This is a genomic window from Methylobacterium mesophilicum SR1.6/6, assembly GCF_000364445.2.
Taxonomy (GTDB): Bacteria; Pseudomonadota; Alphaproteobacteria; order Rhizobiales; family Beijerinckiaceae; genus Methylobacterium; species Methylobacterium mesophilicum_A.
Window position 1 is genome coordinate 1 of sequence record NZ_CP043538.1, and the last position, 23,508, is coordinate 23,508.

Annotated in this window: 19 protein-coding genes and 3 pseudogenes; 12 read left to right on the plus strand and 10 right to left on the minus strand. The window is 69.3% G+C overall.

Annotated features, from left to right (window positions below; genetic code table 11):
* Positions 1–2: 2 nt before the first annotated feature.
* Positions 3–116: pseudogene (locus tag MMSR116_RS00005) on the plus strand (IS5/IS1182 family transposase); the annotation flags it as partial.
* Between the two features lie 6 nt (positions 117–122).
* On the opposite strand, the gene MMSR116_RS00010 reads toward MMSR116_RS00005, so the two are convergent.
* Together MMSR116_RS00010 and MMSR116_RS00015 are read right to left on the minus strand one after the other, a co-directional pair.
* Complete coding sequence (locus tag MMSR116_RS00010; RefSeq protein WP_244625578.1) at positions 123–824, minus strand: hypothetical protein; 702 nt, start codon at positions 822–824, stop codon at positions 123–125.
* 641 nt (positions 825–1,465) lie between these two features.
* Complete coding sequence (locus tag MMSR116_RS00015; RefSeq protein ID WP_158168370.1) at positions 1,466–2,797, minus strand: MFS transporter; 1,332 nt, start codon at positions 2,795–2,797, stop codon at positions 1,466–1,468.
* A 203-nt stretch (positions 2,798–3,000) separates the two neighbouring features.
* Between MMSR116_RS00015 and MMSR116_RS00020 the strand changes: the two genes are divergently transcribed.
* From MMSR116_RS00020 to MMSR116_RS00045, 6 genes and pseudogenes are all read left to right on the plus strand, one after another.
* A complete protein-coding gene (locus tag MMSR116_RS00020) occupies positions 3,001–4,065 on the plus strand; it encodes a WcbI family polysaccharide biosynthesis putative acetyltransferase (protein WP_158168372.1) in 1,065 nt (354 codons plus the stop codon).
* Between the two features lie 98 nt (positions 4,066–4,163).
* The gene (locus MMSR116_RS00025; protein WP_158168375.1) at positions 4,164–5,192 is read left to right on the plus strand and encodes an alpha/beta fold hydrolase; all 1,029 of its coding nucleotides are present in this window, start codon (positions 4,164–4,166) and stop codon (positions 5,190–5,192) included.
* A 256-nt stretch (positions 5,193–5,448) separates the two neighbouring features.
* Positions 5,449–5,886 carry a GlcG/HbpS family heme-binding protein gene (locus tag MMSR116_RS00030; RefSeq protein ID WP_158168377.1) on the plus strand — a complete coding sequence of 146 codons (438 nt, stop codon included), beginning with the start codon at positions 5,449–5,451 and terminating at the stop codon, positions 5,884–5,886.
* Between the two features lie 2 nt (positions 5,887–5,888).
* Positions 5,889–7,483: pseudogene (locus MMSR116_RS00035) on the plus strand (peptide ABC transporter substrate-binding protein).
* The gene (locus tag MMSR116_RS00040; RefSeq protein ID WP_158168379.1) at positions 7,480–8,403 is read left to right on the plus strand and encodes an ABC transporter permease; all 924 of its coding nucleotides are present in this window, start codon (positions 7,480–7,482) and stop codon (positions 8,401–8,403) included. Before MMSR116_RS00035 ends, MMSR116_RS00040 begins: the two are co-directional and overlap by 4 nt.
* Positions 8,400–9,503, plus strand: coding sequence for an ABC transporter permease (locus tag MMSR116_RS00045; RefSeq protein WP_158168381.1), 1,104 nt, complete (start codon positions 8,400–8,402; stop codon positions 9,501–9,503). Before MMSR116_RS00040 ends, MMSR116_RS00045 begins: the two co-directional genes overlap by 4 nt.
* 2 nt (positions 9,504–9,505) lie before the next feature.
* On the opposite strand, the gene MMSR116_RS00050 is transcribed toward MMSR116_RS00045, so the two are convergent.
* The 6 genes from MMSR116_RS00050 to MMSR116_RS00075 all read right to left on the minus strand — a co-directional run bounded on the left by MMSR116_RS00050 (position 9,506) and on the right by MMSR116_RS00075 (position 16,898).
* Positions 9,506–10,462 (minus strand): D-2-hydroxyacid dehydrogenase family protein, encoded by a 957-nt coding sequence (locus MMSR116_RS00050; protein WP_191991866.1) that lies wholly within the window; start codon positions 10,460–10,462, stop codon positions 9,506–9,508.
* Positions 10,463–10,725: 263 nt separating this feature from the next.
* Positions 10,726–12,351: a dihydroxyacetone kinase subunit DhaK gene (locus MMSR116_RS00055; protein WP_158168382.1), complete on the minus strand. Its 1,626-nt coding sequence runs from the start codon at positions 12,349–12,351 to the stop codon at positions 10,726–10,728.
* Positions 12,352–12,552: 201 nt separating this feature from the next.
* On the minus strand, positions 12,553–13,440 hold the full coding sequence (locus tag MMSR116_RS00060) for a carbohydrate ABC transporter permease (RefSeq protein WP_158169364.1): 888 nt from the start codon (positions 13,438–13,440) through the stop codon (positions 12,553–12,555).
* A gap of 47 nt (positions 13,441–13,487) precedes the next feature.
* A complete protein-coding gene (locus MMSR116_RS00065) occupies positions 13,488–14,444 on the minus strand; it encodes a carbohydrate ABC transporter permease (protein WP_158168384.1) in 957 nt (318 codons plus the stop codon).
* A 21-nt stretch (positions 14,445–14,465) separates the two neighbouring features.
* A complete protein-coding gene (locus MMSR116_RS00070) occupies positions 14,466–15,776 on the minus strand; it encodes an ABC transporter substrate-binding protein (RefSeq protein WP_158168386.1) in 1,311 nt (436 codons plus the stop codon).
* A gap of 60 nt (positions 15,777–15,836) precedes the next feature.
* Positions 15,837–16,898: an ABC transporter ATP-binding protein gene (locus MMSR116_RS00075; RefSeq protein ID WP_158168388.1), complete on the minus strand. Its 1,062-nt coding sequence runs from the start codon at positions 16,896–16,898 to the stop codon at positions 15,837–15,839.
* A gap of 301 nt (positions 16,899–17,199) precedes the next feature.
* Here MMSR116_RS00075 and MMSR116_RS31245 point away from each other — a divergent pair.
* From MMSR116_RS31245 to MMSR116_RS00090, 4 genes and pseudogenes are all read left to right on the plus strand, one after another.
* A pseudogene (locus MMSR116_RS31245) lies at positions 17,200–17,313 on the plus strand (IS5/IS1182 family transposase); the annotation flags it as partial.
* A 95-nt stretch (positions 17,314–17,408) separates the two neighbouring features.
* Positions 17,409–18,602 carry a fumarylacetoacetate hydrolase family protein gene (locus tag MMSR116_RS00080; protein ID WP_158168390.1) on the plus strand — a complete coding sequence of 398 codons (1,194 nt, stop codon included), beginning with the start codon at positions 17,409–17,411 and terminating at the stop codon, positions 18,600–18,602.
* A gap of 344 nt (positions 18,603–18,946) precedes the next feature.
* Complete coding sequence (locus tag MMSR116_RS00085) at positions 18,947–20,314, plus strand: FAD-binding oxidoreductase (RefSeq protein ID WP_244625579.1); 1,368 nt, start codon at positions 18,947–18,949, stop codon at positions 20,312–20,314.
* A gap of 10 nt (positions 20,315–20,324) precedes the next feature.
* Complete coding sequence (locus MMSR116_RS00090) at positions 20,325–20,606, plus strand: DUF167 family protein (protein WP_158168392.1); 282 nt, start codon at positions 20,325–20,327, stop codon at positions 20,604–20,606.
* Positions 20,607–20,824: 218 nt separating this feature from the next.
* Here the strand turns inward: MMSR116_RS00090 and MMSR116_RS00095 are convergent, their stop codons facing one another.
* Together MMSR116_RS00095 and MMSR116_RS00100 are read right to left on the minus strand one after the other, a co-directional pair.
* Positions 20,825–21,754: a 3-keto-5-aminohexanoate cleavage protein gene (locus MMSR116_RS00095; protein WP_158168394.1), complete on the minus strand. Its 930-nt coding sequence runs from the start codon at positions 21,752–21,754 to the stop codon at positions 20,825–20,827.
* 2 nt (positions 21,755–21,756) lie between these two features.
* Complete coding sequence (locus tag MMSR116_RS00100) at positions 21,757–22,680, minus strand: 3-hydroxyacyl-CoA dehydrogenase (RefSeq protein WP_158168396.1); 924 nt, start codon at positions 22,678–22,680, stop codon at positions 21,757–21,759.
* A gap of 112 nt (positions 22,681–22,792) precedes the next feature.
* Between MMSR116_RS00100 and MMSR116_RS00105 the strand changes: the two genes are divergently transcribed.
* Positions 22,793–23,506 carry a GntR family transcriptional regulator gene (locus MMSR116_RS00105; RefSeq protein WP_158168398.1) on the plus strand — a complete coding sequence of 238 codons (714 nt, stop codon included), beginning with the start codon at positions 22,793–22,795 and terminating at the stop codon, positions 23,504–23,506.
* Positions 23,507–23,508: the final 2 nt, after the last annotated feature.

Sequence of the window (23,508 nt, forward strand, 5' to 3'; positions counted from 1 at the left end):
TCAACCGCTTCCGCCGCCTGCCCATCCGCTACGAGCGGCGCGGCGACATCTACGAGGCCTTCACAACCCTGGCCGCGAGCCTCATCACCCTCAAGCAGATCAAACGGTTCTGTTAGGCGCTCTTAGACGCGCACGGCGTCCGTATCCGAGCCCGGTTCCTTCGGCCAGAACAGAAGGACATCGTCGTTATCGACGTAGATCCAGTTCACCTTCGTTTCCGGATGTTCGGCGCTGAAGATTCTGAACTTCTCGTCGTTACACAGAAGGTAGATATCCCTCTCCAGCCCACTGAAACCGATGTTTTCCGCGGCCAGTTTGGCGAGCGAAGATCTGAGGTGCGTGTCCGACAGCTGGAGACCGCGGAACTTGCGGCCTGCGATATCGGGGAACGCCGCGCTCCAGGCCGCCATGACGCGCGGGTTGTCGTACTGGACGCTGAGGTCGGCGCCGACCTTCCTCGACGGGATGGCCTCCAGCCGCACATCCTCGGTCCAAGTCCGGTTGGCGGCACTCACCGTTTTGGAGGCTTCAGGGATAACGACCGACGTTGTCGCCACGGCCGTGACGATCGCGGCGCCGACGGCCGGGGAGCCATGGCCGGGAAGGTTGTCGGACTCCGCAACTTGGATCGGCTGGATTCGGTTCTGAGCCAGCGTCAGCACGACGTCGGCGGCTTCGGGGGACAGCGCGAAGATCGAGCGCGGGTCGAGAGCCGCGGTCGCTGTGGTCGCGACCGTAGTCGCCGCGGTGATTGTACCGGTTTCGGGCGTCTGACCCCTCTGTGTGGCCGCAGCGACGGCGGCCATCGATGGTACGTAGTCCATTCCGCACTCTCCCCCGTCAAAGCCAAGCTTCTGATCGACCCGGGTCCAGACCTGCCTTTCACCGCGGATGCATCTCTGGCCGGATCGGTCCGGCTCAGAACGTCGCCCTCCGAGGAAGGCATGGCGGTTCCGGTTCGAGGCCATTCCAACGGCACGGCCGCCCGCGCTTGCCGATCGGGCGATGCCGCGATCCGATGGTCGCACGCCTCCGATACTGACGCGGTTCCTCGACAAAGGGGTCGTGCACCCGCGCTGCGTAGCGGACCCGCCGAACTCCTTCGTCACGAAGCCACGGGTCTCGAAGGTGGCGGCATCAAAGCCGCGGGTACCATCCGGGGGTGACCTCGTGCCGAGCGCTGTCAGGAAGGCGTTCGCCTGCCTCAGACATCGGCCATCCGACGGTCGTCATGCCCGCCGATGCACCAGCGTTGAGCTTCATGCTCTACGCCGTCGACTATGACCACCGAATAGCAGATCTGTCAACGACGCAAATACGGGCATCAACAATCTTATCGCCAATCATATCTTGGCGGCATCGATACTCAATTAAGTGCCCGATATTATTTTTCTATCCTCGATCATTGAAGCAAGAGTCCATTCCAGATCTTTGTGACAAGCAAAGCGGGCCTTCAGCCCGGCAGTCAGGCCGCCGCTGAGCGCACCGCCTGGCCGCGACCGCGCCCGAGTCCGAGGACCAGCAGACACCCTGCACCGGAGAGAATGACCAGCGGCAGCAGACCAAGCGGATAGCTGCCCGTGGCATCCTTGATCACGCCCAGCAGGTAGGTGCCCACGAAGCCGCCGATGTTGCCGATCGCGTTGATCTGCGCGATGCCGGCTGCCGCGGCGCCGGCCGACAACCACTCGGTGGAGAGCGCCCAGAACGGTCCCTTCACCATGTAGGTCGCGGTTACCGCGAGACACAGGATCAGGATCGTCGGCAGAAGTTGCGCCGTCGCGATCGACGCGGCGAGACTCACCGCCAGAAGGCCCAGCGGCAAAGCCGTGTGCCAGACCCGCTCCCGCTTCCGGTCTGATGACCGGCCCCAAAGGATCATCAGCACGGAGGCGACCCCGAAAGGAATCGAGTTGAGCAGCCCGGTCTCAAGATTGGTCAGACCGAAAGACTTGATGATCTGCGGTTGCCACAGGGACAGACACTGGCTCGCGCCCGAGGCTCCCGCGTAGATCAGCGATGCGGCCAGCACGTAGCGGTTGCGCAAGACTTCCCAGACGGAGAGGTGTCGGGCCGGCGCCGCGGCGCCTTCGACCACCGAAGCGCGCTCGGCGGCAAGGCGGTCCTGGAGCCACGCGCTCTGCTGGGGTGTGAGCCAGCGCGCCTCGCCCGGCCCGTCCGGCAGGAGCATGAAGGCGAGCAGGCCGAGGAGCACGGCCGGCGCCGCCTCCAAGATGAACAACCATTGCCAGCCGCGCAGGCCAAGCAGGCCGTCGGTGTTGAGGATCGCCGCGGAGATCGGCGAGCCGAGGAAGCTCGAGATCGGGATCGCCACCATGAAAACGGCCACGATCCGGCCGCGATAGGCGCGCGGGAACCAGTAGGTCAGATAGAGTATAACGCCTGGGAAGAATCCGGCCTCGGAAGCGCCCAGCAGCAGCCGCACCGCATAGAAGGATACGGGCCCGACGACGAAGGCCATGGCGGCGGAGACGAGCCCCCAGGTGATCATGATCCGGGCGATCCAGATCCGGGCTCCGAAGCGCTCCATGGCGAGATTGCTGGGCACCTCGCACAGCACGTACGACACGTAGAACAGGCCACCGCCGAGGCCGAACTGCGCGGCCGAGAGGCCGATGTCGTGGTTCATCTGCAGAGCGGCGAAGCCGGCATTCACCCGGTCGACGAAGGCCACGAAATACGCGAGCATCAGGAACGGCAGGATTCGCCAGGTGACCCGGCGCAGGGTCGCCCGCTCGATCTCCGAAACCGCGTCCGGCGCTTGCGTCGGGGCCATGCCTGTCCTCCTGGATTATTCGGCTCGGCAGAACGTGGGCATGGAACAAGCCCGCGGGACAGGCCAGACGGTGCCGGAGACAGCCCCGGCCATCTGTCACGACGCGGGGTCCGCAACGCCGCGACGGGGCGATTACCGGTCAAGTGTCCCGGCGACCCATGGAGCTGTTTGCCCGCCGCCCGCGGACATGCGATTGAAGCCGGATGTTGACCGTCGATAGCCTCTGGCGCGCGCGGCACCGGCTCGCGCAGTTCGGGAAGAAGCGGACCGGGTCTCCGCGCATCCTCGTGATCGGCGTGTGCCAAGCCGGATCCATCGCCAAGGCGATGCGGTACCTCCTGCCCGGCGCGCAGGTGGATTTCGTCTCAGCCTTCACGGCGGCCCGCCGCTTCCCGCGCCTCGCCGACCTGATGGCGCATGCGGACGGCTACGATCACGTCTTCTCCAGCATCTACCTACCGCGCTTCAAGGGCGGCGGTACGATCGACACCCTGCGCACGCATCCCAAGGTGCGGCTGATCCCGACGATCGTGTTCGGCGCCTACCATCCCGACCTCGTCCATGTCGGCGTGCAGGACCACAATACGCTCAACGGCTTGATCTCGGGGCCGATGGGGCATTCGCATTCCGCTGTAACGCTCTTCGCGTATCTCGCGGGCTTCTCGCAGGGGCAGGCCCTGCGGCTGTTCGCCGAGCCGGTGTTCGAGCGCCTCGGCTACTACAATCTCTGGGACGAATCGGTCTCCTACCTGCGCGGATTGGGCGTCCAGGCCGGCTACGACCTCGACACGCATCTGACGCGCTGGGTGCGGCGCGGCTGCTTCATGCACTCGATCAACCACACGAAGCTCTATGTCGTGGCCGACCTCGCGCGGGGTCTGCTGACGAAGGCCGGTGTGCCGTTCGAGGAATGCGATCTCGACGCGTTCCTGCCGGATGACCTGGGCGGTCAGGGCAGCTGGCCCGTCTATCCGGAGATCGGCCAGCATTACGGCATTCCGGGCAGCGCCCTTTTCTTCAAGGCGGAGACGCGCCGGTCGGGTCCGGCGCGGACCATGAGCCGGACGGAGTTCGTGGCCGCCTCCTACGCCAACTACGACCGGCGGGAGCGCAATCTCCTGATCTCCCAGCGCGTCCAGGGATGGCGCAACGATCCGCCGACGGTGGACTTCCTGCGCGAGGCGGCGGGCCGGAGCGATGCTCCCCTGCGGTCGATGGCCCAGGTGCCGGCGCTCAAGGCCGGCAGCTTCGCCGGGCACGCCTCTTAGGAATCCCGACCTCAGGCCCGATCGCGCGGGCACTTCCCGCCGCGACCGGCGTTGTCGCGCACCGCCCGCGGCCGCGGGATCGACCGCGAGGTGTTCGGATGTCTTCCCCTACCCGGCACAGGGCCGTCAGCCCGGCGGTGGCTGCGGCCCTGACAGTCGTCGGCACGGCGGCCGGCCTCGTCGGCTGGAGCCGGCTGGCCGTAGATCGGCGCATGCCTCTGCCGCCCGCCCTGCCCGGCCGGCACGAGCGGCTCGGTACGAGGCGCGCCGGAGAGCTCTCACTGTACGGGACGGCCGACGTGCCGGGCGTTCCGCTGCTGCTGATCCACTCCATCAACGCGGCCGCGAACGCCTACGAGGTCCGTCCGCTCTACCTGCACTACCGTGGCCAGCGGCCAGTCTACGCCCTCGACCTGCCCGGTTTCGGCTTCTCCGAGCGGACACGCCGCCGCTACACGCCCCGGCTCATGGTGGAGGCGATCCACGCGGCCACCGAGGAGATCCGGGCCCGCCACGACGGCTTGCCGATCGACGCCCTGGCGCTGTCGCTGTCCGCCTCTTTTCTCGCCCGGGCGAGTCTCGAGCGGTCCGATGCCTACCGCAGCCTCGCCCTGATCAGCCCGACGGGCTTCGACGCGCAGCTCTCCGGCGAAGGGCCGCCGGACGGGCATCGCGGGCGCGACTGGCTGCGGGACGCCCTGGACCGGCTGCCCCTGGGGCGCCCCCTCTTCGATGCCCTCGTGACGCGGCCGAGCATGCGCTTCTTCCTGCGCAAGACCTTCGGCTCCTCGCGGATCGACGAAGGTCTGCTCGCCTACGACTACGCCTCGGCGCATCAGCCGGGCGCCGAGCACGCGCCGTGGTGCTTCATCGCCGGCCACCTGTGCCCGACCGATGCGACACGCCTCTACGAACGTCTGCGCCTGCCGGTCTGGATGGTTCACGGCGTGCGCGGCGACTTCGTCGATTACCGGCTCGTGCCCCGCGTGGCCGGTCGGCCCAACTGGCGGGTCGAGACGCTCCAGACCGGCGCCTTCCCGCATTTCGAGCGACTCGAGGCGGTGACGGCCGGTTACGACGCGTTCCTGGCGAGCATCACGCGCCTGCCGGCCGCTCGACCGGTTTGACCCGGAAGCGTCGCCAGACCACGCCCTCGGTCGTGGTTCGCAATCGGTGAGGTCGAGCCTGCGACTGGACAGGCGCGTTGCTCTGCAGCCGCGCTATGCGCTTCTTTGCGTCGCCGCTTGCGACAGGCTGGGCCATTCCGCTGACGCCAGCACCCGACGCGATCCGTGGCGCATCTTCGCCCCCGACAGTGGACCGGTCGCGGCCCGATCCATAAGGTCGCGACGGCCGCCCGGAGCGGTGCCGCGTTGAAATCCCATGATCGACCTGACCCTCGAGACCGCCCGCATCATCGTGGAGACCGCCCTGCGCGAGGCGCGGACCCGCGCGCTGAAGCCTCTCGCCGTGGTGGTCTACGACGCCCGCGGCGCGTTGAAGTTCGTCTCCGTCGAGGATGGCACGTCCCTGCGCCGGGCCGAGATCGCGTGCGGGAAGGCCAACGGCGCGCTGGCGCTGGGCCTCGGCTCCCGGGCGATCCACGCTCGGGCGGAGCAGCAGCCCTACTTCGTGGCGGCCGTGACCCACATTGCCGGCCCCGCCGCCCTAGTGCCGGTGCCGGGCGGCGTGCTGATCCGGTCCGGCGAGGGCCGGCTGCTCGGTGCCATCGGCATTTCCGGAGATACCTCCGACAACGACGAGATCTGTGCGGTGGCGGGCATCGAGGCGGCCGGCCTCGTGCCGGAGACCGGCGCCTGACCATGCGCCTTCGCCGGCGCGACTGGCTAGCCGGCGCGGCAGCCCTGACCGCCGTGCGGCCGGCCGAAGCGGACGCCGCGGCCGAGCCGCTGTACCGGCGCGGCAACGACGCCGATCCCGAGACCCTCGACCCGCACCGGTCGTCGACGGTCGCGGAGGCCCACATCCTGCGCGATCTCGGCGACGGCCTCCTCACCTACGACAACCGGGGCGCCATCATTCCGGGCGCCGCCCGGGCATGGTCTATCGGAGAGGACGGCCTGACCCTGCATTTCGACCTGCGGCCTGACGGTCGCTGGTCGAACGGCGAACCGGTGACCGCAGCGGATTTCGTCTACTCGCTCCGCCGCATCCTCGACCCGGCTACGGGCGCGAAATACGCCGAGGTGCTGTTCCCGATCCAAAATGCCGCCGCGGTGAACCGCGGCGAGAGGCCGACTCATGCCCTCGGAGTCGTCGCGGAGGAACCTCTACGACTCGCAATCACTCTGGAGCAGCCGACGCCGTACATCCTGGAGCTCCTGACCCATCAGACCGCTCTGCCGGTCCACCGAGCCTCGGTGGACCGGCACGGCGAGGCCTTCACCCGTCCCGGCAACTATGTAACCAACGGCGCCTACCGGCTCCGCGACCGGGTCCCGGGGGCGCGATCAGCCTTGAGCCCAACCCGCACCATCCCGACGCGGCGAGCCTCGCGATCCGGCGGGTCGACTTCCTGCCGACCCCCGACATGGCCTCGGCCGTGCGCCGCTACGCGGCCGGAGAGATCGATTCGCTCGCCGACCTGCCGGTCGATCAGATCGCCGACCTGCGCCAACGCTTCGGCCAACAGGTGGTGCTCGGGCCGTCCCTCGGGCTGGCGGCGCTCGTGATCAACACCCGCAAAGCGCCGTTCTCGGACCGGCGCGTGCGGCAGGCGCTGTCGCTGGTCATCGACCGGGAGTACCTCGCCGACGGGTTGAACAGTGGCACCATGAGCCCGGCCTATTCCCTATGCCCGCCCGGCCTCGACAACTACCGCACGCCGCCCGAGGTCGAGGGGCGGCTGGGGCTCCCGATCGACCACGAGGCGGAAGCGCGCCGGCTCCTTGCCGAGGCGGGTTTCGGGCCGGATCGTCCGCTTACGGTGGAGTATCGGTTCAACGTCAGCGACAACAATCGCACGATCGCGGTGGCGATCGGCGAGATGTGGCGCGACCTCGGAATCGTAACCCGCTACGTCTACACGGACGCGAAGACACATTTTGCCTATTTGCGCGACGGCGGCGACTTCGACGTCGCGCGCTACAGCTGGATCGCCGACTATTCCGATCCGCAAAATTTCTTATTTCTGCTGCAGAGCGGCAATGACGGCATGAATGCCGGCCACTGGTCGGATCCCGCCTACGACGCGCTGATGGCGAAGGCCGCCGCCGAGCGCGACCTCGCCCACCGCGCCGGCCTCCTCTACGACGCCGAGGCCATCGCCCTGCGCGAGCTGCCCTGGATCCCGCTGATGCATTACCGCTCCAAGGCGCTAATCGCACCGCGGCTGCACGGCTACCACCCGAACCTGCGCAACGCGGCGCCCACGCGGTTTCTGAGGCTGGACGCGTGATCCGCTTCATCCTGCGCCGCTTCGCGCAGTCGGTCCCCACGCTGCTCGCCGTCGTCACCGTCAGCTTCTTTCTGATGCGGCTCGCCCCCGGCGGCCCCTTCGACTTGGAACGGCCACTGACGCCCGCCGCCATGGAAAACCTGCGCCGGGTCTACGGCCTCGACCGTCCGCTGATCGCGCAGTTCGGGAGCTATCTGGCGGCGCTGATGCGGGGCGACCTCGGGCCGTCCTTCTCGTTCCGCGACCAGAGCGTCCTGGACCTGATAGCCCGGGGCCTTCCGGTCTCCGCCACCCTAGGCATTCTCGCCCTGGCCCTGGCGGTGGCATTGGGCGTCGGCTTGGGCAGCGCGGCGGCGCTCCGGCGCGGAGGCGCCGTCGACCGGTTGCTCGGGGTCGGGGCGGCGCTGACCCTCTCGCTGCCGAGCTTCGTCGTGGCGCCTCTCCTCCAGATCGCCTTCGGGTTGACGCTGCGCTGGCTGCCGCTGGGCGGCTGGGAGGGTGGCGCGCCGAGCCACCTCGTCCTTCCGGTGGTGACGCTTGCCCTGCCGCAGGTCGGCGCCCTCGCCCGGCTCACCCGGACCTCGCTGGGAGAGATCCTGCGCACGCAGCCGATCCGCACCATGCGCAGCCTCGGCCTCCCGCCGTCCCGCATCACCCGCCATGCCCTCCGCGGGGCACTGCTGCCGGTAGTGGCCTATCTCGGGCCGCTCGCCGCGTCGCTGCTCACGGGATCGGTGGTGGTTGAGACGATCTTCGGTTTGCCGGGCATCGGCCGCTACTTCGTCGAGGGCGCGCTCAACCGGGACTACACGCTGGTGATGGGCACGGTGCTGCTGGTCGCCAGTCTGGTGATCGCCCTCAACCTCGCGGCCGACCTCGCCTGCGCGTGGCTCGACCCGCGCCTGCGGGTCGCCACGTGAGCGCGGACTCCGCCGCGACGCGGTCGGCCCGACGCACGCTCGGCCGGCTCGCCCGGGAACGCGGCGCCCTGACGGCGCTGGCCGTGCTGATCCTGATCGCGCTGGCCTGCCTGATCGGACCGGCGCTGACCGGCCACGATCCCGAGCGCGCCTATCCGGATCTCCGTCAACTGCCGGCGGGCTTCGGCGCGCAACCGGATCCCGCCCATCTCGAGCCGGCCTTGCAGAGGCTCGCCTTCCGGATGCGCGCCAAGCTCGACGCGGTCACCCGCGAGGGCGACACGCTGCACCTGACGCTCGGATCCGATACGGGGGTCGACCGCCGCAGCCTCGTCTACCTGCCCCGCTCGGCGCTGTTCGGCACACCCGACGTCGTCGAGGAGCGGGACGGAGACCGGAGCCTCGTCGTGGCGGTTCCGGTCCGGCGCCTGCACTTCCTCCTCGGCACCGACGTACAGGGCCGCGATCTGCTCACCCGCTGCCTGGTCGCCGGCCGAATCTCCCTGGCGATCGGTCTCGCCGCGAGCCTCGTGGCACTGCTCATCGGCGTCGCCTACGGCGCCACGGCGGGGTTCGTGGGCGGGGCCTTCGATGCCGTGATGATGCGCTTCGTCGACGTGCTGTACGCGCTGCCCTTCGTATTCTTCGTCATCCTCCTGCTGGTGTTCTTCCGCCCGAGCCTGCTGCTCATGCTGGTGGCGATCGCCGCCGTGGAGTGGCTCGACATGGCCCGCGTGGTGCGGGCGCAGACCCTGTCGCTGCGCGAGCGCGACTTCGTCCGCGCCGCCCGCGCCCTGGGCATCGGCACGCCGCGGATCATCCTCCGGCACATCGTGCCCAACACCCTCGGTCCGGTGGTGGTGACCGCCACGCTCCTCGTCCCGCAGGTGATCCTCCTGGAGAGCTTCCTGTCGTTCCTGGGGCTCGGCGTGCAGGAGCCGCAGACGAGCTGGGGGGTCCTCATCGCAGAGGGCTCCCGCGCCATCGAGGCGGCCCCGCACATGTTGGCGGCTCCGGCGCTCTTCCTGATCACGACCCTGGTGGCGCTCAACCTGCTGGGCGACGGCCTCGCTGACGCCCTGGACACACGCGCCGGCTAATCTCAGCTCAGCTCCCGGATGGGAGCGCCGGCGAGCCAAGCCTCGATGTCCTCCACCGCCTCGGTGAAGAAGGTCCGGTAGTTGTCGCGCGAGACGTAGCCGAGATGCGGCAGCGCCAGGACGTTCGGCAGGCGGCGGAACGGGCTGTCGGCGGGCAGCGGCTCGGTCTCGAACACGTCGAGGCCGGCGCCGCGGATCCAGTTCTCTTCAAGGGCGCGGACCAGGGCGGCCTGATCGACGATCGGCGCCCGGGAGGTGTTCACCAGGATGGCCTCCCGCCGCATCCGACGCAGCTCCGCCTCACCGAGGAGGCCGCGCGTCCGGTCGCCCAGGACCAGATGGATCGTGACGACGTCGCTCGCTTCCAGCAGCGCTTCCTTGGAGGCCGCGCGCTCGGCGCCGGCCGCGGCCGCGCGGGCGTCATCGAGGTTCGGACTCCACGCGATGACCCGCATGCCGAAGGCCCGTCCGATCGCGGCGACCCGGGCGCCGATCTTGCCGAGACCGAGGATGCCCAGGGTGGCGCCGGCCAGATCGGTCCCGATCGTGCTCTGCCAGGGACCGCCGTCGCGCAGGGTCCGGTTCTCCGGCACGACGTGGCGGGCGAGGCCGAGGATCAGCGCCCAGGTTAGCTCCGTCGGCGGCGTCGGGCTCGAGGCGGTCCCGCAGACCGTCACGCCGCGGGCCCGGGCGGCCGCGACGTCGATGGCGAGGTTGCGCATGCCGCTGGTGACCAGCAGCTTGAGGCGCGGCAGGCGCTCCAGGAGGGCGGCCGCGAACGGCGTGCGCTCTCGCATGATCACCAGGATCTCGGCCTGCTCGATCCGGCCGATCAGGGACTCACCGTCCGCGATGTGCTCGGAGATGGCCGCGACGGCGACGTGATCCGAGAGACGGGTCCAGTCGGCGAGCGCGAGGGCCGCATTCTGGTAGTCGTCGAGGATCAGGCAGGTCTGCATGTGATTGGGGTAGGCTTCACGCCGCGGAGCGTCAATCGAGGGTTGCTGCCGCGCCGCAACCGTCAATGCAGCGACCCGAAGATTCCGTTTTCCACGACGCTGCGCATGACAGTCCCGTCGTTCCCGGGCGCCGCAGGCGAGCCCGGAACCCAGAACCGCAGCGATGCCAGGATTGTGCGCGCCGGCGGCTCTGAATCCCAGGCTCCGCTCCGCAGCCCCGGGATGACGTCCTGATCGTCCGGATGCGCGCTGTCGGACGCAGCCTACGCCTCGGCCAGCGCCGCGAAGGCTATGGCGACCCCGGCGGCGCCCGGATCCTGCACGCCTGTGAGATCGCCGGCGGACAGATAGCTGGAGCGGCCGGCGCCGGCGCGCTCCATCTCCGCCGTGGCCTCGGCGCCCGTGCGGGCCGCCGACGCCGCGCCGGCGAGATCGCCGCCCTTCAGGGCGTCCACGGCCGGGACCAGGGCGTCGAGGAGCGTCCGCTCACCCGGGCGGGCACCGCCATAATCCTGCACTCGCGCCACGCCCTGGCTCAGGGCCTCGGGCCAGCCGGCACCGCCGATCAAGGACGACCCCGCCGCGGCGAAGAAGATCGAGCCGAGCACGCCGCTGGAGCCGCCCACGGCCCGGCCGATCCGCTCGGCGAGCGCACGGCACAGCGCCGCGTGATCGGCCTGCGGCAGCCGGTCGAGGCCGGCCAGGACGGCGCGGGCCGCTCCCGCGAAGGTCGTGCCGGCATCGCCGTCGCCGACCTTGGCGTCGAGGGCATTGAGCGTGTCCTCGGCTGCGACGAGCGCCTGCGCGACGGCGGTGATCCGCGCTGCCGCCACCGCATCGTGCGACGGGGTGAAGGCCTCGCCGGTCAAGCCCTCGGGCACCGGGCGCAGCGCCGGCGGCACGATCCGCACGGCCCCGGGCCAGGCCGGCACCGGCACGGGCTCCGCGAGTGCCGCCTCAAGCTCGTCGTCGAGCGGCAGGACCGACAGCGAAGCGCCGTGCATGTCGAGGGCCGTCATCAGCGGAGCGGGGCCGATCAGCAGGCGAACGCGCCGGCCGAGTTCGGTGGCAAGCACAGCCCGCGTTAGGACCTGCATCTCCAGGGCCGAGGCGGCGCCCAGATTATTCACCAGCAAGGCCAGCCGGCCGGCAGCGGCCACGGCGTCGGAGAGCCGGCCAGCCATCATGCGGGCGAGTTCGCCAGCCGGGGGCAGCGCGATTCGCTCGATGCCAGGCTCGCCGTGGATACCGAGGCCGAGCTCGGCTTGCCCCTCGGCGAGGCGCTCGCTGCGCGGCGAGCCTGGGATCGTGCAGGTCGAGACCGCGATGCCCAGGGACTTGGCGCCAGCGGCGCGGCGCGCGAGGGCGGCCACGCGCTCCAGGGGCGCCCCCATCTCGGCGGCATGGCCAGCGACCTTGTGGACGAACAGGGTACCGGCGACGCCGCGCGGCTGCTTCGCGTCCGGCAGGGCGATGTCGTCGGAGACGACGACGGTCTCGATCCGGCGGCCGAGCGCCCGGGCGCGCTCGGCGGCGAGGCCGAAATTCAGCCGATCGCCCGCGTAGTTCTTGATGACGAGGAGGCAGCCGGCCGGCCCGGTCACGGCCAGGATGCCGGCGAGGACCGCATCGACGCTCGGCGAGGCGAAGACGTCGCCGCAGACGGCGGCACTCAGCAGGCCCGGCCCGACGAAGCCCGCATGCGCCGGCTCATGGCCGGAGCCGCCGCCCGACACCACCGCCACCTTGCCCGTGTCGAGTGAAGCGCGCAGCACCACGCGGATGTCGGGGTCCCCGTCGAGCCGGGCGAGGCGGCCGCCGCTCGCCGCGACCAGCCCGTCGACGGCGTCGTTGACCAGGGTGGCACGGGTGTCGATGAAGTGGGCCATGGCGTGACCTTCGGTGGGGCCGGTCCGCGATTCACCGTCGGCGGCGGCGCTGGCATTGCCGCACACTCGGAGCACACGGGCAACGGCGGCCGATGGTGCGCCCGAGCGAACCGATGCCGCAGTGCCCCGCCCTGCGATGTCGGTTCATAGGCGGTCGCTAACCCTGCGCCCGCATTTACGCCAAGGTCGAGCCCGTCTCCGTCACTCCTTCACGGCGCCGGTCAGCGCGGAGACGTAGTACTCGACGAAGAACGAGTAGAGGATCACGAGCGGCAGCGAGCCGAGGAGCGCCCCCGCCATCAGCGAGCCCCACTTGTAGACGTCGCCGTCCACGAATTCGCTGACCACGGCGATCGGCACCGTCTTGTTCTGCGTCGAGGACAGGAAGGTCAGCGCGTAGATGAACTCGTTCCAGCACAGCGTCAGCGAGAAAATCCCCGCCGAGATCAGGCCGGGGAAGGCGAGCGGCAGGATGATCTTGGTGAGGATTTGCCAGCGGCTCGCGCCGTCCATCAGCGCGCATTCCTCCAGCTCGTAGGGAATAGTCTTGAAGTAGCCCATCAGGAGCCAGGTCGAGAACGGGATCAGGATGGTCGGGTAGGCGAGGATCAGCGCGATCGGCGAGTCGAACAGGCCGTAGGCCTGCACGATCGTGGCAAGCGGGATGAACAGGATCGAGGGGGGCACAAGATAGGCCAGGAAGATCGCCGCACCGACCCAGCCGGCGCCACGGTAGCGCACCCGCACGCAGGCGTACGCGGCGAGCACGCTGGCGAACAGCGACAGCACGGTCGCGGCCACCGACACGTACATCGTGTTCCAGAGCCAGCGCGGATACTGCGTCTCGAACAGCAGCTTGTGGATGTGCTTGAATGTCGGATCCACGACCCAGAACGGGTTGAACCGCTCCATGTCGATCAGTTGCTCGTCCGGTTTGATGGCGGTGAGCGCCATCCAGTAGAACGGGAACAGCAGGACCGCGAGGATCACGAGCAGCGGCAGGTAGGTGGTCACAAGCCGCCGCGGCAGGCGCTCGAGATAGGCCATGCCCTCGGAATTGTCGGTGATCCCTGCCGGCTGCGCCGCCATGACCGGCGTGCGCAAGGGATCGGCGTGGGCGGGCGGTGCGGGGGCGCTCATCGGTCGGACTCCCCGGCCTGCCAGGCGCGGCGCTGCAGGCCAAACCACGAGATGCCGATGGCGGCGAGCAGGAACGGCACCATGGCGGTGGCGATGGCGGCGCCCTCCCCCAGCGTCCCGGAAAGGATGCCGCGCTGATACGAGAGAGTCGCCATCAAGTGGGTGGCGTTCACAGGGCCGCCCCGGGTCATGGCCCAGATCAGCTGGAAATCCGTGAAGGTGAACAGCACCGAGAAGGTCATCACCACGGCGATGATCGGCGTCAGCAGCGGCAGGGTGATCCGCGAGAAGATCTGCCAGTTGGAGGCACCATCGAGCGTCGCCGCTTCGTAGAGGGAGGGCGAGACCGTCTGGAGGCCGGCGAGCAGCGTGATGGCGATGAACGGCACGCCGCGCCAGATATTGGCGAAGATCACGCAGGCCCGGGCCATCGCCGGTTCGCCCAAGAAGTCGATGTTGCCGTCGATGATCCCGAGATGGCGCAACGACCACGAGATGATCGAGAACTGGCTGTCGAAGATCCACCAGAAGGCGATTGCCGAGAGCACGGTCGGCACCACGAACGGAATCAGCACGATCGACCGGATGATCGACTTGAACGGCATGTTCTTGTTGAGCAACAGCGCGAGGTAGAGGCCGACCCCGAACTTCACCACGGAGGCGACCACCGTGTACAGGCAGGTGTTGAACACCGAGAGCCAGAAGACGTCGTCGTCCCACAGCCACTCGTAGTTCTCCAGGCCGATGAACACGCCCTCGCGCCCGATCCGCGCGTTGGTGAAGGACAGCCAGATGCCCTTCAGCAGCGGGTAGGCCAGGAACAGGCCGAGGATCAGCGCGGTGGGCAGCATGAACCAGAAGCCCGCCCAACCGCGGCTCGCGCGCATGCGCTGCCAGGCCGAGCGGGTCGGAACCGCGACCGGGGCGGGCTGTGTCAGGGCCGTGTGCGCCATGGTCTCGGCTCCGCTTCCGGCTCAGGTGTTCCTGAAGATGCGCGTGGCGGCGCGCTCGGCGTTCTTGATCGCGCCCTTCACGTCCTCGCGCCCCGTGCAGTGGCTCGCGAACATGTCGACGATCACGAAGTCGGCCAGCACCGCGGCGATGCGCTCGCTGACCGGCGCCAGCCCGCCGGCCGCGAGGGAGCGCCGGCCTGCTTCGGCGAAGACCGCGTTCTTCGGGTCGCTCGTCCAGATCGGGTTCTTGGGATAGTTCGACAGCGGCTCGCACAGGTAGCCCTGCGCCGCCTCGAGCCACGGATTGTAGTTGGCCGCCTCCATCATGAAGGCGATGAACGCCTTACAGGCGTTGGGCGCCTTCGAGTATTTGAAGGCCAGGATCGGGAAGGCGAGCTGGAACTCGGTGGGCTTGCCGGCCGGGCCGATCGGCCAGACGGCGTGATCCATGTCCTCGGCGAGCTTCGGGTTGTCCTTCTTGGCCGCCGCGTAGATCGAGATGCCGTTGTTGGTGAGATACAGGTCGCCCGCCAGGAAGGCCTTGTTGTTCGACGAGTCGTTCCACGAGACCGTGCCGGGCACGAAGGTCTCGTAGAGGGACTTGACGTATTCGAGCGCCTTGGCCGTCTCCGGCGAGTTGATGACGATCTTCTCGTTGGCATCCACGAGGTTGCCGCCGTGGGACCAGAGCGCCCAGTGGCACCACGTGTTGCCGTCGCCCGTGGCGTGGCCGAGGGCGAAGCCGGCGGGCGTGTTGTTCTTCTTCAGGCCCCGGCAGAGTTCGAGGAAGCCCGCCGTGTCGGTCGGGAACTTGTCGAAACCCGCCTTCTTCATGGCCGAGATGCGGTAGTTGGGGTAACCGCCGTTGAAGGCGACCGGAATCGCGATCCACTTGCCCTTGACCTTGCCGTAGGCCTCGGCGGACGGGAACCACGGCCCGTACTTCTTGCCGAGTGATTCCGCCACGTCCTCCAGCGGCAGGCACTTGTCGGGGAACAGCGCCGGGAACGAGAACAGGCCCCAGACCATGTCGGGGCCCTGGCCCGTATTGGCCGCCACCGAGGCCTTGGGCTGGATGTCGTCGAACGACTCGTTGCTCACCGTCACCTTGACACCGGTCGCCTTGGTGAAGGCCTCGACCATCTTCATGAACGCGTCGTCCTCGCTCGGGACGAAGCGCTTCCAGCGCAGCAGCGACAGGCTCGCTCCCGGCTCGGGCTTCCACTCGGTGCTCTGCGCCCAAGCCTTGGCGAAGCCCAGGAGGTCGCCGCCGGCCGCGAGGCCGGTCGCGGCGGCACCCGCCAGGAGGGAACGGCGGTCGAGTACGGACATCGTAGGCTACTCCCTCGGTGATTCTCGTTCGTGGGCGCGGGCGTACCGCGCGGATGCGGATCAGCTCGGCAGGCGACGGCCGGACTCGGCGTCGAAGAAGTGGACGCGGTTCGGCCGCAGCGAGATCGTCTCGCCCGGCCGCTCGCGCACGCGCTCGCGCAGCACGCAGGTGAGGTCCTGGCCCACCGCCCGCACCGCCAGCATGGTCTCGGATCCGGTCGGCTCCACGACCACGACCTCGGCGGCGATCCCGTCGGGCGCGACGTCGAAATGCTCGGGCCGGACCCCCAGGATGAGGGGCCGCCCCTCGACGGAGGCCGGCGCCTCGGCCAGCGGGATCGTCAGGCCGGTCTCGGTGACGAAGGCAAGGCGCCCGTTCGCCCTGATCTTGCCGGGTATGAAGTTCATGGCCGGCGAGCCGATGAAGCCCGCGACGAACAGGTTGTCCGGCCGGTCGTAGAGTTCGAGCGGCGGCCCGATCTGCTCGACGATGCCATCGTGCATCACCACGATCCGGTCGGCCATGGTCATGGCCTCGATCTGGTCGTGGGTCACGTAGATCGTCGTGGTCTTCAGTCGCTGGTGCAGTTCCTTGATCTCGGTGCGCATGGCCACGCGCAGCTTGGCGTCGAGGTTCGACAGCGGCTCGTCGAACAGGAAGACCTGCGGATCGCGCACGATCGCCCGGCCCATGGCGACGCGCTGACGCTGGCCGCCGGAGAGCTGGCGCGGGTAGCGGTCGAGGAGATGGGTCAGGCCGAGGATTTGCGCGGCCTTGTTGACGCGCAGGTCGATCTCAGAGGCCGGCGCCTTCCGGATTCGCATCGAGAAGGCCATGTTCTCGCGGACCGTCAGGTGCGGGTAGAGCGCGTAATTCTGGAACACCATCGCGATGTCCCGCTCCTTCGGCGGCACATCGTTCACGACTCGCTCGCCAATGCGGATCTCGCCGCCGGAGATGTTTTCCAGGCCGGCGATCATCCGCAAAAGTGTCGACTTCCCGCAGCCCGATGGGCCGACCAGGATCACGAACTCGCCGTCCCGTATGTCCACGGACACGCCGTGCAGGACGTTCGTCGATCCGAAAGCCTTGCGAACCTCGCGGATTCCCACCGAGGCCATGCTTCCTCCCGAACAAGGCCGCTCTGTCGGCGGCTCTAGACGATGAGTACAAAGGAGCGTGTGGTAGAAAGCAAGCGGCCGCCACGGCAAAGCTGCAGATAATCTACCATCTGTCAGGCTATGCGTGACGGGCGGGTGACGAGGCCGTTCCGGTGAAACAAGCTGGTGGGATTAAGAGCGCCTAACAGAACGGGCACGGATCGTGTGGTCGGGCGTTGGCTGGGATGGCTCGCCCCCTTCTTCCCAACGATCTGTGGACTGAGATCGCCCCGCTTCTTCCGCCGCCCCGGCCGCGTCCNTCAACCGCTTCCGCCGCCTGCCCATCCGCTACGAGCGGCGCGGCGACATCTACGAGGCCTTCACAACCCTGGCCGCGAGCCTCATCACCCTCAAGCAGATCAAACGGTTCTGTTAGGCGCTCTAAGGACGACGCGCGATGCTAAGGGACCGCGCTCCGGTCGCGAGGCCGGAGGGACGATTCGCGGGCTTATGTTCGAGGGAAGTGAGCGCATGTCGTCATCGGGCCTGACCGCGCGGGACATCCTGCCCGCCGATGGATGCCGGGGAGCTCTCGCCGGAAGACTGTGGCGGCCGGACGTGTCCGGCCCGAGCGTCGTGGCGATCCGGGACGATGCGGCAGGCGAGGCCCGGGTCGTCGACGTCACCGCCACCTTTCCCACGGTGAGTGACCTCTGCGAGTCGCGCGATCCCGGAGCCGCCCTGCGCGGCGCGGACGGCGTGGATCTCGGAAGCCTCGACGCGATCCTGGCCAACACGCCGCCCGACGGACGTGACGCAGGCCGCCCGTGGCTCCTCGCGCCGGTCGACCTCCAGGCTCTCAAGGCGGCGGGCGTCACCTTCGCCACCTCCATGCTGGAGCGCGTGATCGAGGAGCGCGCCCGGGGCGACCTCGCCGCCGCGGCGGCGATCCGCGCGGAGGTCGAGCGCCTCGTCGGCCGCGACCTGCGCCGGCTGAAGCCCGGCTCGCCCGAGGCGATGGCCCTGAAGGAGGTGCTGGTCGCGCAGGGGGCCTGGAGCCAGTACCTGGAGGTCGGCATTGGCCCGGATGCCGAGATCTTCACCAAGGCGCAGCCGCTCTCCGCGGTGGGCTGCGGGGCGGATGCGGGCCTCCATCCGGATTCGCACTGGAACAACCCGGAGCCCGAGGTGGCGCTCGCCGTCGCCTCCGACCAGCGCATCGTCGGCGCGACGCTCGCCAACGACGTGAACCTGCGGGATTTCGAGGGCCGCTCGGCGCTGCTGCTCGGCAAGGCCAAGGACAACAACGCCTCCTGCGCCCTCGGGCCGTTCCTGCGCCTGTTCGACGACACGTTCGGCCTCGACGATGTCCGTCGCACGACCGTCACCCTCGAGGTGACCGGGACGGACGGCTTCCGGCTCGAGGGCACATCGCCGCTCGCCGAGATCAGCCGCGACCCGGAGGAGCTTGCCGACGCGCTGATGGGGCGCACGCACAATTATCCGGACGGCGCTCTCCTTCTCCTCGGCACGATGTTCGCGCCGATCCAGGACCGCCACGGGCCGGGCCTCGGCTTCACCCATGCCGACAATGACCGGGTCGTGGTGGCGAGCCCGGAACTCGGAAGCCTCGTCAACCGCATGCGTCCGTGCGACGCCTGCGAGCCCTGGACGTTCGGTGCGCGCGCACTGATGCGCAACCTCGCGGCGCGCGGACTTCTGTGACAGAGCGTCGGGTCGAGAGTTGCTCGACTCGAAGACCCACGGTCCATGACATCCGGGTGCCGCGGTTGGGATGCCCTGCGTCTCAGCAGAGGACACGCTGATCTTCCATCCCCCGCACCGTCATCCCGGGCCACAGCGGAGCCTGGATCCAGAGCCGCCGATGCGCCAAGCCTTGCACCGGCCGCGGCTCCAGATTCCGGGTTCGCCTTCGGCGCCCTGGAATGACGGTGCGAGCACGGGCGGAGCAGCACACTGCCGCCGACGGTGTGAGCACGTCTTGTTCCGCGAAGGTGGAGATGCTGTCGTATACCGTGACAATGCCTGATCCCTCCGAGATGATGCCGATGACCTCTGCCGCCCTCCTCGACCGCCTGACCGCGATCGTCGGACCGACCGGCCTCGTCACCGGCGACGAGCTGCGCGGCCGGTCGGCGAACTGGACCCGCCCGACCGAGCCCTGCGCCGCCCTGGCACTGGTCCGCCCGCGCAGCACCGCAGAAACGAGCGCCGTGATGACGGCCTGCCACGCGGCCGGCGTCGCGGTGGTGCCGCGGGGCGGCGCCACCGGCCTCGTCGACGGCACGCTCTGCGCGCCGGACGAGATCACCCTGTCCACGGAGCGCATGACCGGCATCGAGCCGGTGGATCCGCTCGGCATGACGGTGGTGGTCGGCACGGGCGCCACCCTCGAGAGCGTGCAGGACGCGGCCGCCGCAAGCGGCCTGTTCTTCCCCCTCGACCTCGGCGCCCGCGGCTCCGCGACGATCGGCGGCGCGATCTCCACCAACGCCGGCGGCCTTCGGGTGCTCCGCTACGGCATGATGCGCGAGATGGTGCTGGGCCTGGAGGCGGTACTCGCCGACGGCACGGTGGTGTCGTCCATGCGCCCGCTGATCAAGAACAACACCGGCCTCGACCTGAAGCAGCTCTTCGTCGGCACCGAAGGCACGCTGGGCATCGTCACGCGGGCGGTTCTGCGCCTACGCCCGGAGCCCGCGGGTTACGCCACCGCGCTGATCGCCTGCCCGGGGGTGGATGACGGCGCGCGGGTGCTGCGGGCGGCGCAGAGCGCCTTCCAGGGGCGCGTCTCTTCCTTCGAAGGGCTGTGGCCCGATTTCTACCGGCTCATGACGGCGCCGGGGCGCGCCACCCGGCCGCTCGGCCCCGATTACCCGTTCTACGCCATCATCGAGGTCGAGTGCGTGACCGAGGAGTCGGACCGCTTCCTCGGCCTGCTGGAGGGCCTGATGGGCGACGGCACGATCCTCGACGCCGCCGTGGCCTCCTCGGAGGAGCAGCGTCGGGGCATGTGGCGGATCCGCGACCGGGTCGAGCACCTCAACGCCGACGGGATCGAGCGGGCCTTCGACGTCAGCGTGCCGCTGTCGCGCATGGACGGCTATGTCCGCGGGGCCCTGGACCGGCTCGCCGCGATCCCCGGCTGCCGCGCCGTCGTGTACGGACATATCGGCGATAACAACCTGCACTGGAACACCACCCGCCTCGACGCGGCCGGCAATGCCGCGATCGATGCGGCGATCTACGAGCCCCTGGCGGCGCTGAACGGCTCGGTCTCGGCCGAGCACGGGATCGGCCTGGAGAAGCGTGCCAAGCTGAAGCTGTCGCGCTCGCCGGAGGAGATCGCCGCGATGCGGCTGGTCAAGCGGGCGCTCGATCCGGAGAACCGGCTGAACCCCGGCAAGATCTTCTGACGGTCTCGCCGTGGCGATCCGGCTGGCGGTGCGCCTGACGCCGCGCGGCGGCCGCGACGCCGTGGAGGGCTGGGCGCGGGACGAGAAGGGCCAGCCCTTCCTGAAGGCCCGCGTCTCCGCGGCGCCGATGGATGGGGCGGCAAACGCGGCGCTCGTGGTGCTGATCGCCAAGGCGTTGAAGGTAAGCCGAGGGTCGGTCCGGATCGTGTCGGGGGACCAGAGCCGGCTGAAGATCTTGGAGATCGACGGGCTCGGTCTGGCAGATCTGGAGCAGGTCTTCGGCCAGCCGTGAGGGGCATGCCGGACGGCCCATCCGTCCTTGCGAGCGTCGCGAAGCACTCCAGAAGCGCCACGCTCACGAATGTCCCGCTGCCCTGGGTTGCTTCGCTGCGCGCGCACAGAGGCGCGCTTTCCAGGGTCCGCCGCAACCGATCCGTCGGCCGGACCCGGCCGACGCGTGCGGGGCGGGTCAGTCCTCGGCGCACGATGTCGCGGAACGCCGGGCTTCGCTTAGAACGCGACCTTGTCGCCACCTTTCAACGCCAGCATCTCGCGCGCTTCGTCAGGCGAGGCGACTGACAGCCCCAGCCCCTCGATGATCGACCGAACGCGGCGCACCTGCGCGGCGTTGGTCTCGGCCAACTTGCCGGGCCCGTCCCACAGGCTGTCCTCCAGCCCGACCCGGACGTTGCCGCCCATCGCGGCCGCCATGGCGGCGATGTTCATCTGGTTTCGGCCCGCCCCCAGCACGGACCAGCGGTACTGGTCGCCGAACAGCCGGTCGGCGGTGCGCTTCATGTGCATCACGTCGTCGGGATGCGCGCCGATGCCGCCCTGCAGGCCGAAGACCGTCTGGATGAACAGCGGTGCCTGAACGAGGCCGCGGTCGAAAAAGTATTTCAGGTTGTAGAGATGGGCAGTGTCATAGCACTCGAACTCGAACCTCGTGCCGTTCGGCCCGCAGGTGGTCAGAATGTGCTCGATCTGCCCGAAAGTGTTGCGGAAGATGATGTCCTTGTTGCCGAGGTAGTCGCGCTCCCACTGGTGCTTCAGGTCCTTGAAGCGGTCGAGCATGCCGAACAGGCCGAAATTCATCGAGCCGAGGTTCAGCGAGGCCACCTCCGGCTGGAAGGTCGCGGCCGGGCGGACCCGCTCCTCGATCGACATGGTCGGGGCGCCGCCGGTGGTGAGGTTCACCACGCAGGACGAGCGCTGCTTGATCACCGGCAGGAATTTCGCGAACGCCTCCGGCGATTGGTCCGGCTGGCCGGTCTCGGGGTTGCGGGCGTGCAGGTGCACGATGGCCGCGCCCGCCTCCGCCGCGCCGATGGCGGCATCGGCGATCTCTTCCGGCGTCACGGGCAGATGCGGTGACATGCTCGGCGTGTGGATCGCGCCGGTGACCGCGCAGGTGATGATGACTTTCCGCTGGGAGGCCATGCTCAATCCTTGTGTGAAGCCTTGTGGGCCCGCAGCGCGGCGAGCCGCGCGTCGCGGCGGTTCATGCGGGCGGGCAGGTCGTCGGGCGCCGGCCATTGCGCCAGGATGGTCTCGACGGCCGGCGCCTCGTAGACCGCAGGGGATGGGGGATCGGCCGCGAGGCGCTTGTAAAAGGCGGTGTAGCGCGCGCAGTAATCGGCGATGCCCCCCGGCGCGTTCAGCGCGATGGTCTCGAACGGCCCCATGAAGCTCCAGCGCAGGCCGAGGCCGTCGGAGACGGTCCTGTCGAGATCCTGCGGGGTCACGTAGCCCTCGGACGCCAGGCGGAACGCCTCCGCCAGCAGCGCCCCCTGCAGCCGGTTGAGGATGAAGCCCTCGACCTCCTTCAGCACCGTGATCGGCACTTGGCCGATCTGCTCGTAGACCGCCCGCGCCCGGGCGAGAGCCTCCGGCGTGGTCCAGGGCGCACCGGAAATCTCCACCAGCGGGATCAGGTGCGGCGGATTCACCGGATGGCCGATCAGGCAGCGGCTGCGGCCCGGCAGATCTTCCGTGAACAGGGAGCAGCGGATCGCCGACGAGGACGAGGCGATCACGGCATTCCGCGGGGCATGGGCATCGAGCTGGGCGAAGAGCGCCCGCTTGATGTCGAGTCGCTCCGGTCCGTTCTCCTGGACGAAGGTGACGCCGTCGAGGCATGTGCCGAGGCTCCCCACGGCCACGATCCGGCCCGCGGCGCTCTCCGGATCAGGACAGAGACCATGCTCCGCCAGGGTCCGCAGCCCCGCGTCGCAGAGCGGGATCGCGGCCTCGGCGACACCCGCGGCGGCATCGAACAGCCGGACGGTCCAGCCCGCGCGGGCGAAGATCATCGCCCAGGCCCGGCCGATCAGACCGGCGCCAATGACCGCGACGCTCTCGGTCAAGATCGCCCTCCCACGGTTCCGCCGGCCGGTCCGCCTCGCATCGGCGGCCGGTCTCGCCAGCTGTGATCACAGATCACTAGCGTCTGGGACCCGGTTGCGTCTAGTCTGGCGCATGACCGTCGTGCCGGCCCTCGCCGACCTTCCGCAACTGGAGAGGCACACTCTGTCGGGGACCGCCTACGCGGCGCTCGCGGATCTTCTTGCCTCCGGGCGGCTGGCGCCGGGCGACCGGCTGTCGCTGCGGCGGAGCGCGGCGGCGTTCGGCGTGTCCGTTATGCCGGTCCGCGAGGCCGTGAGCCGGCTCGTGGCCGAGGGCGTGCTGGAAGTCGCCCCGGCGCGGATCATCCGCGTGCCGATCATGTCCGCCGCGGCCTTCCGGGCGCTCGCCGAGACGCGCATCGCAGTCGAGGGAATCGCCGCTGCCCGCGCAGCGGAACGCAGGACCGCCGAAGATCTGGGGGCGATCCGGAGGGCCGAAGCGGCTTTCCGGACGGAGGCCGGGACCGTCCAGCCCGACCTGGCCCGCGCAGTTCAGCTCAACCGCGATCTGCACTTCGCGATCTACGGCGCCTGCGGGCTCGCGCCCCTCCTGGAGATCATCGCCCGGCTGTGGCTGAAGGCGGGCCCGGTGATCAACCTGGACCTGCGCGCCTGCCCGGAGCGGCTACGCCAGGGCTTCGCCCTGCGTCGGCACGCCGAGGCCCTGGCGGCCATCGAGGCCCGCGACAGTCCGGCGGCCGCGGCCGCCATCGCAGCCGACATCCGCGAGGCTGCGGACTTCATCGTGTCCCGCGGCGACCTGCACGACACAATTGGGGAGGAGTGAGC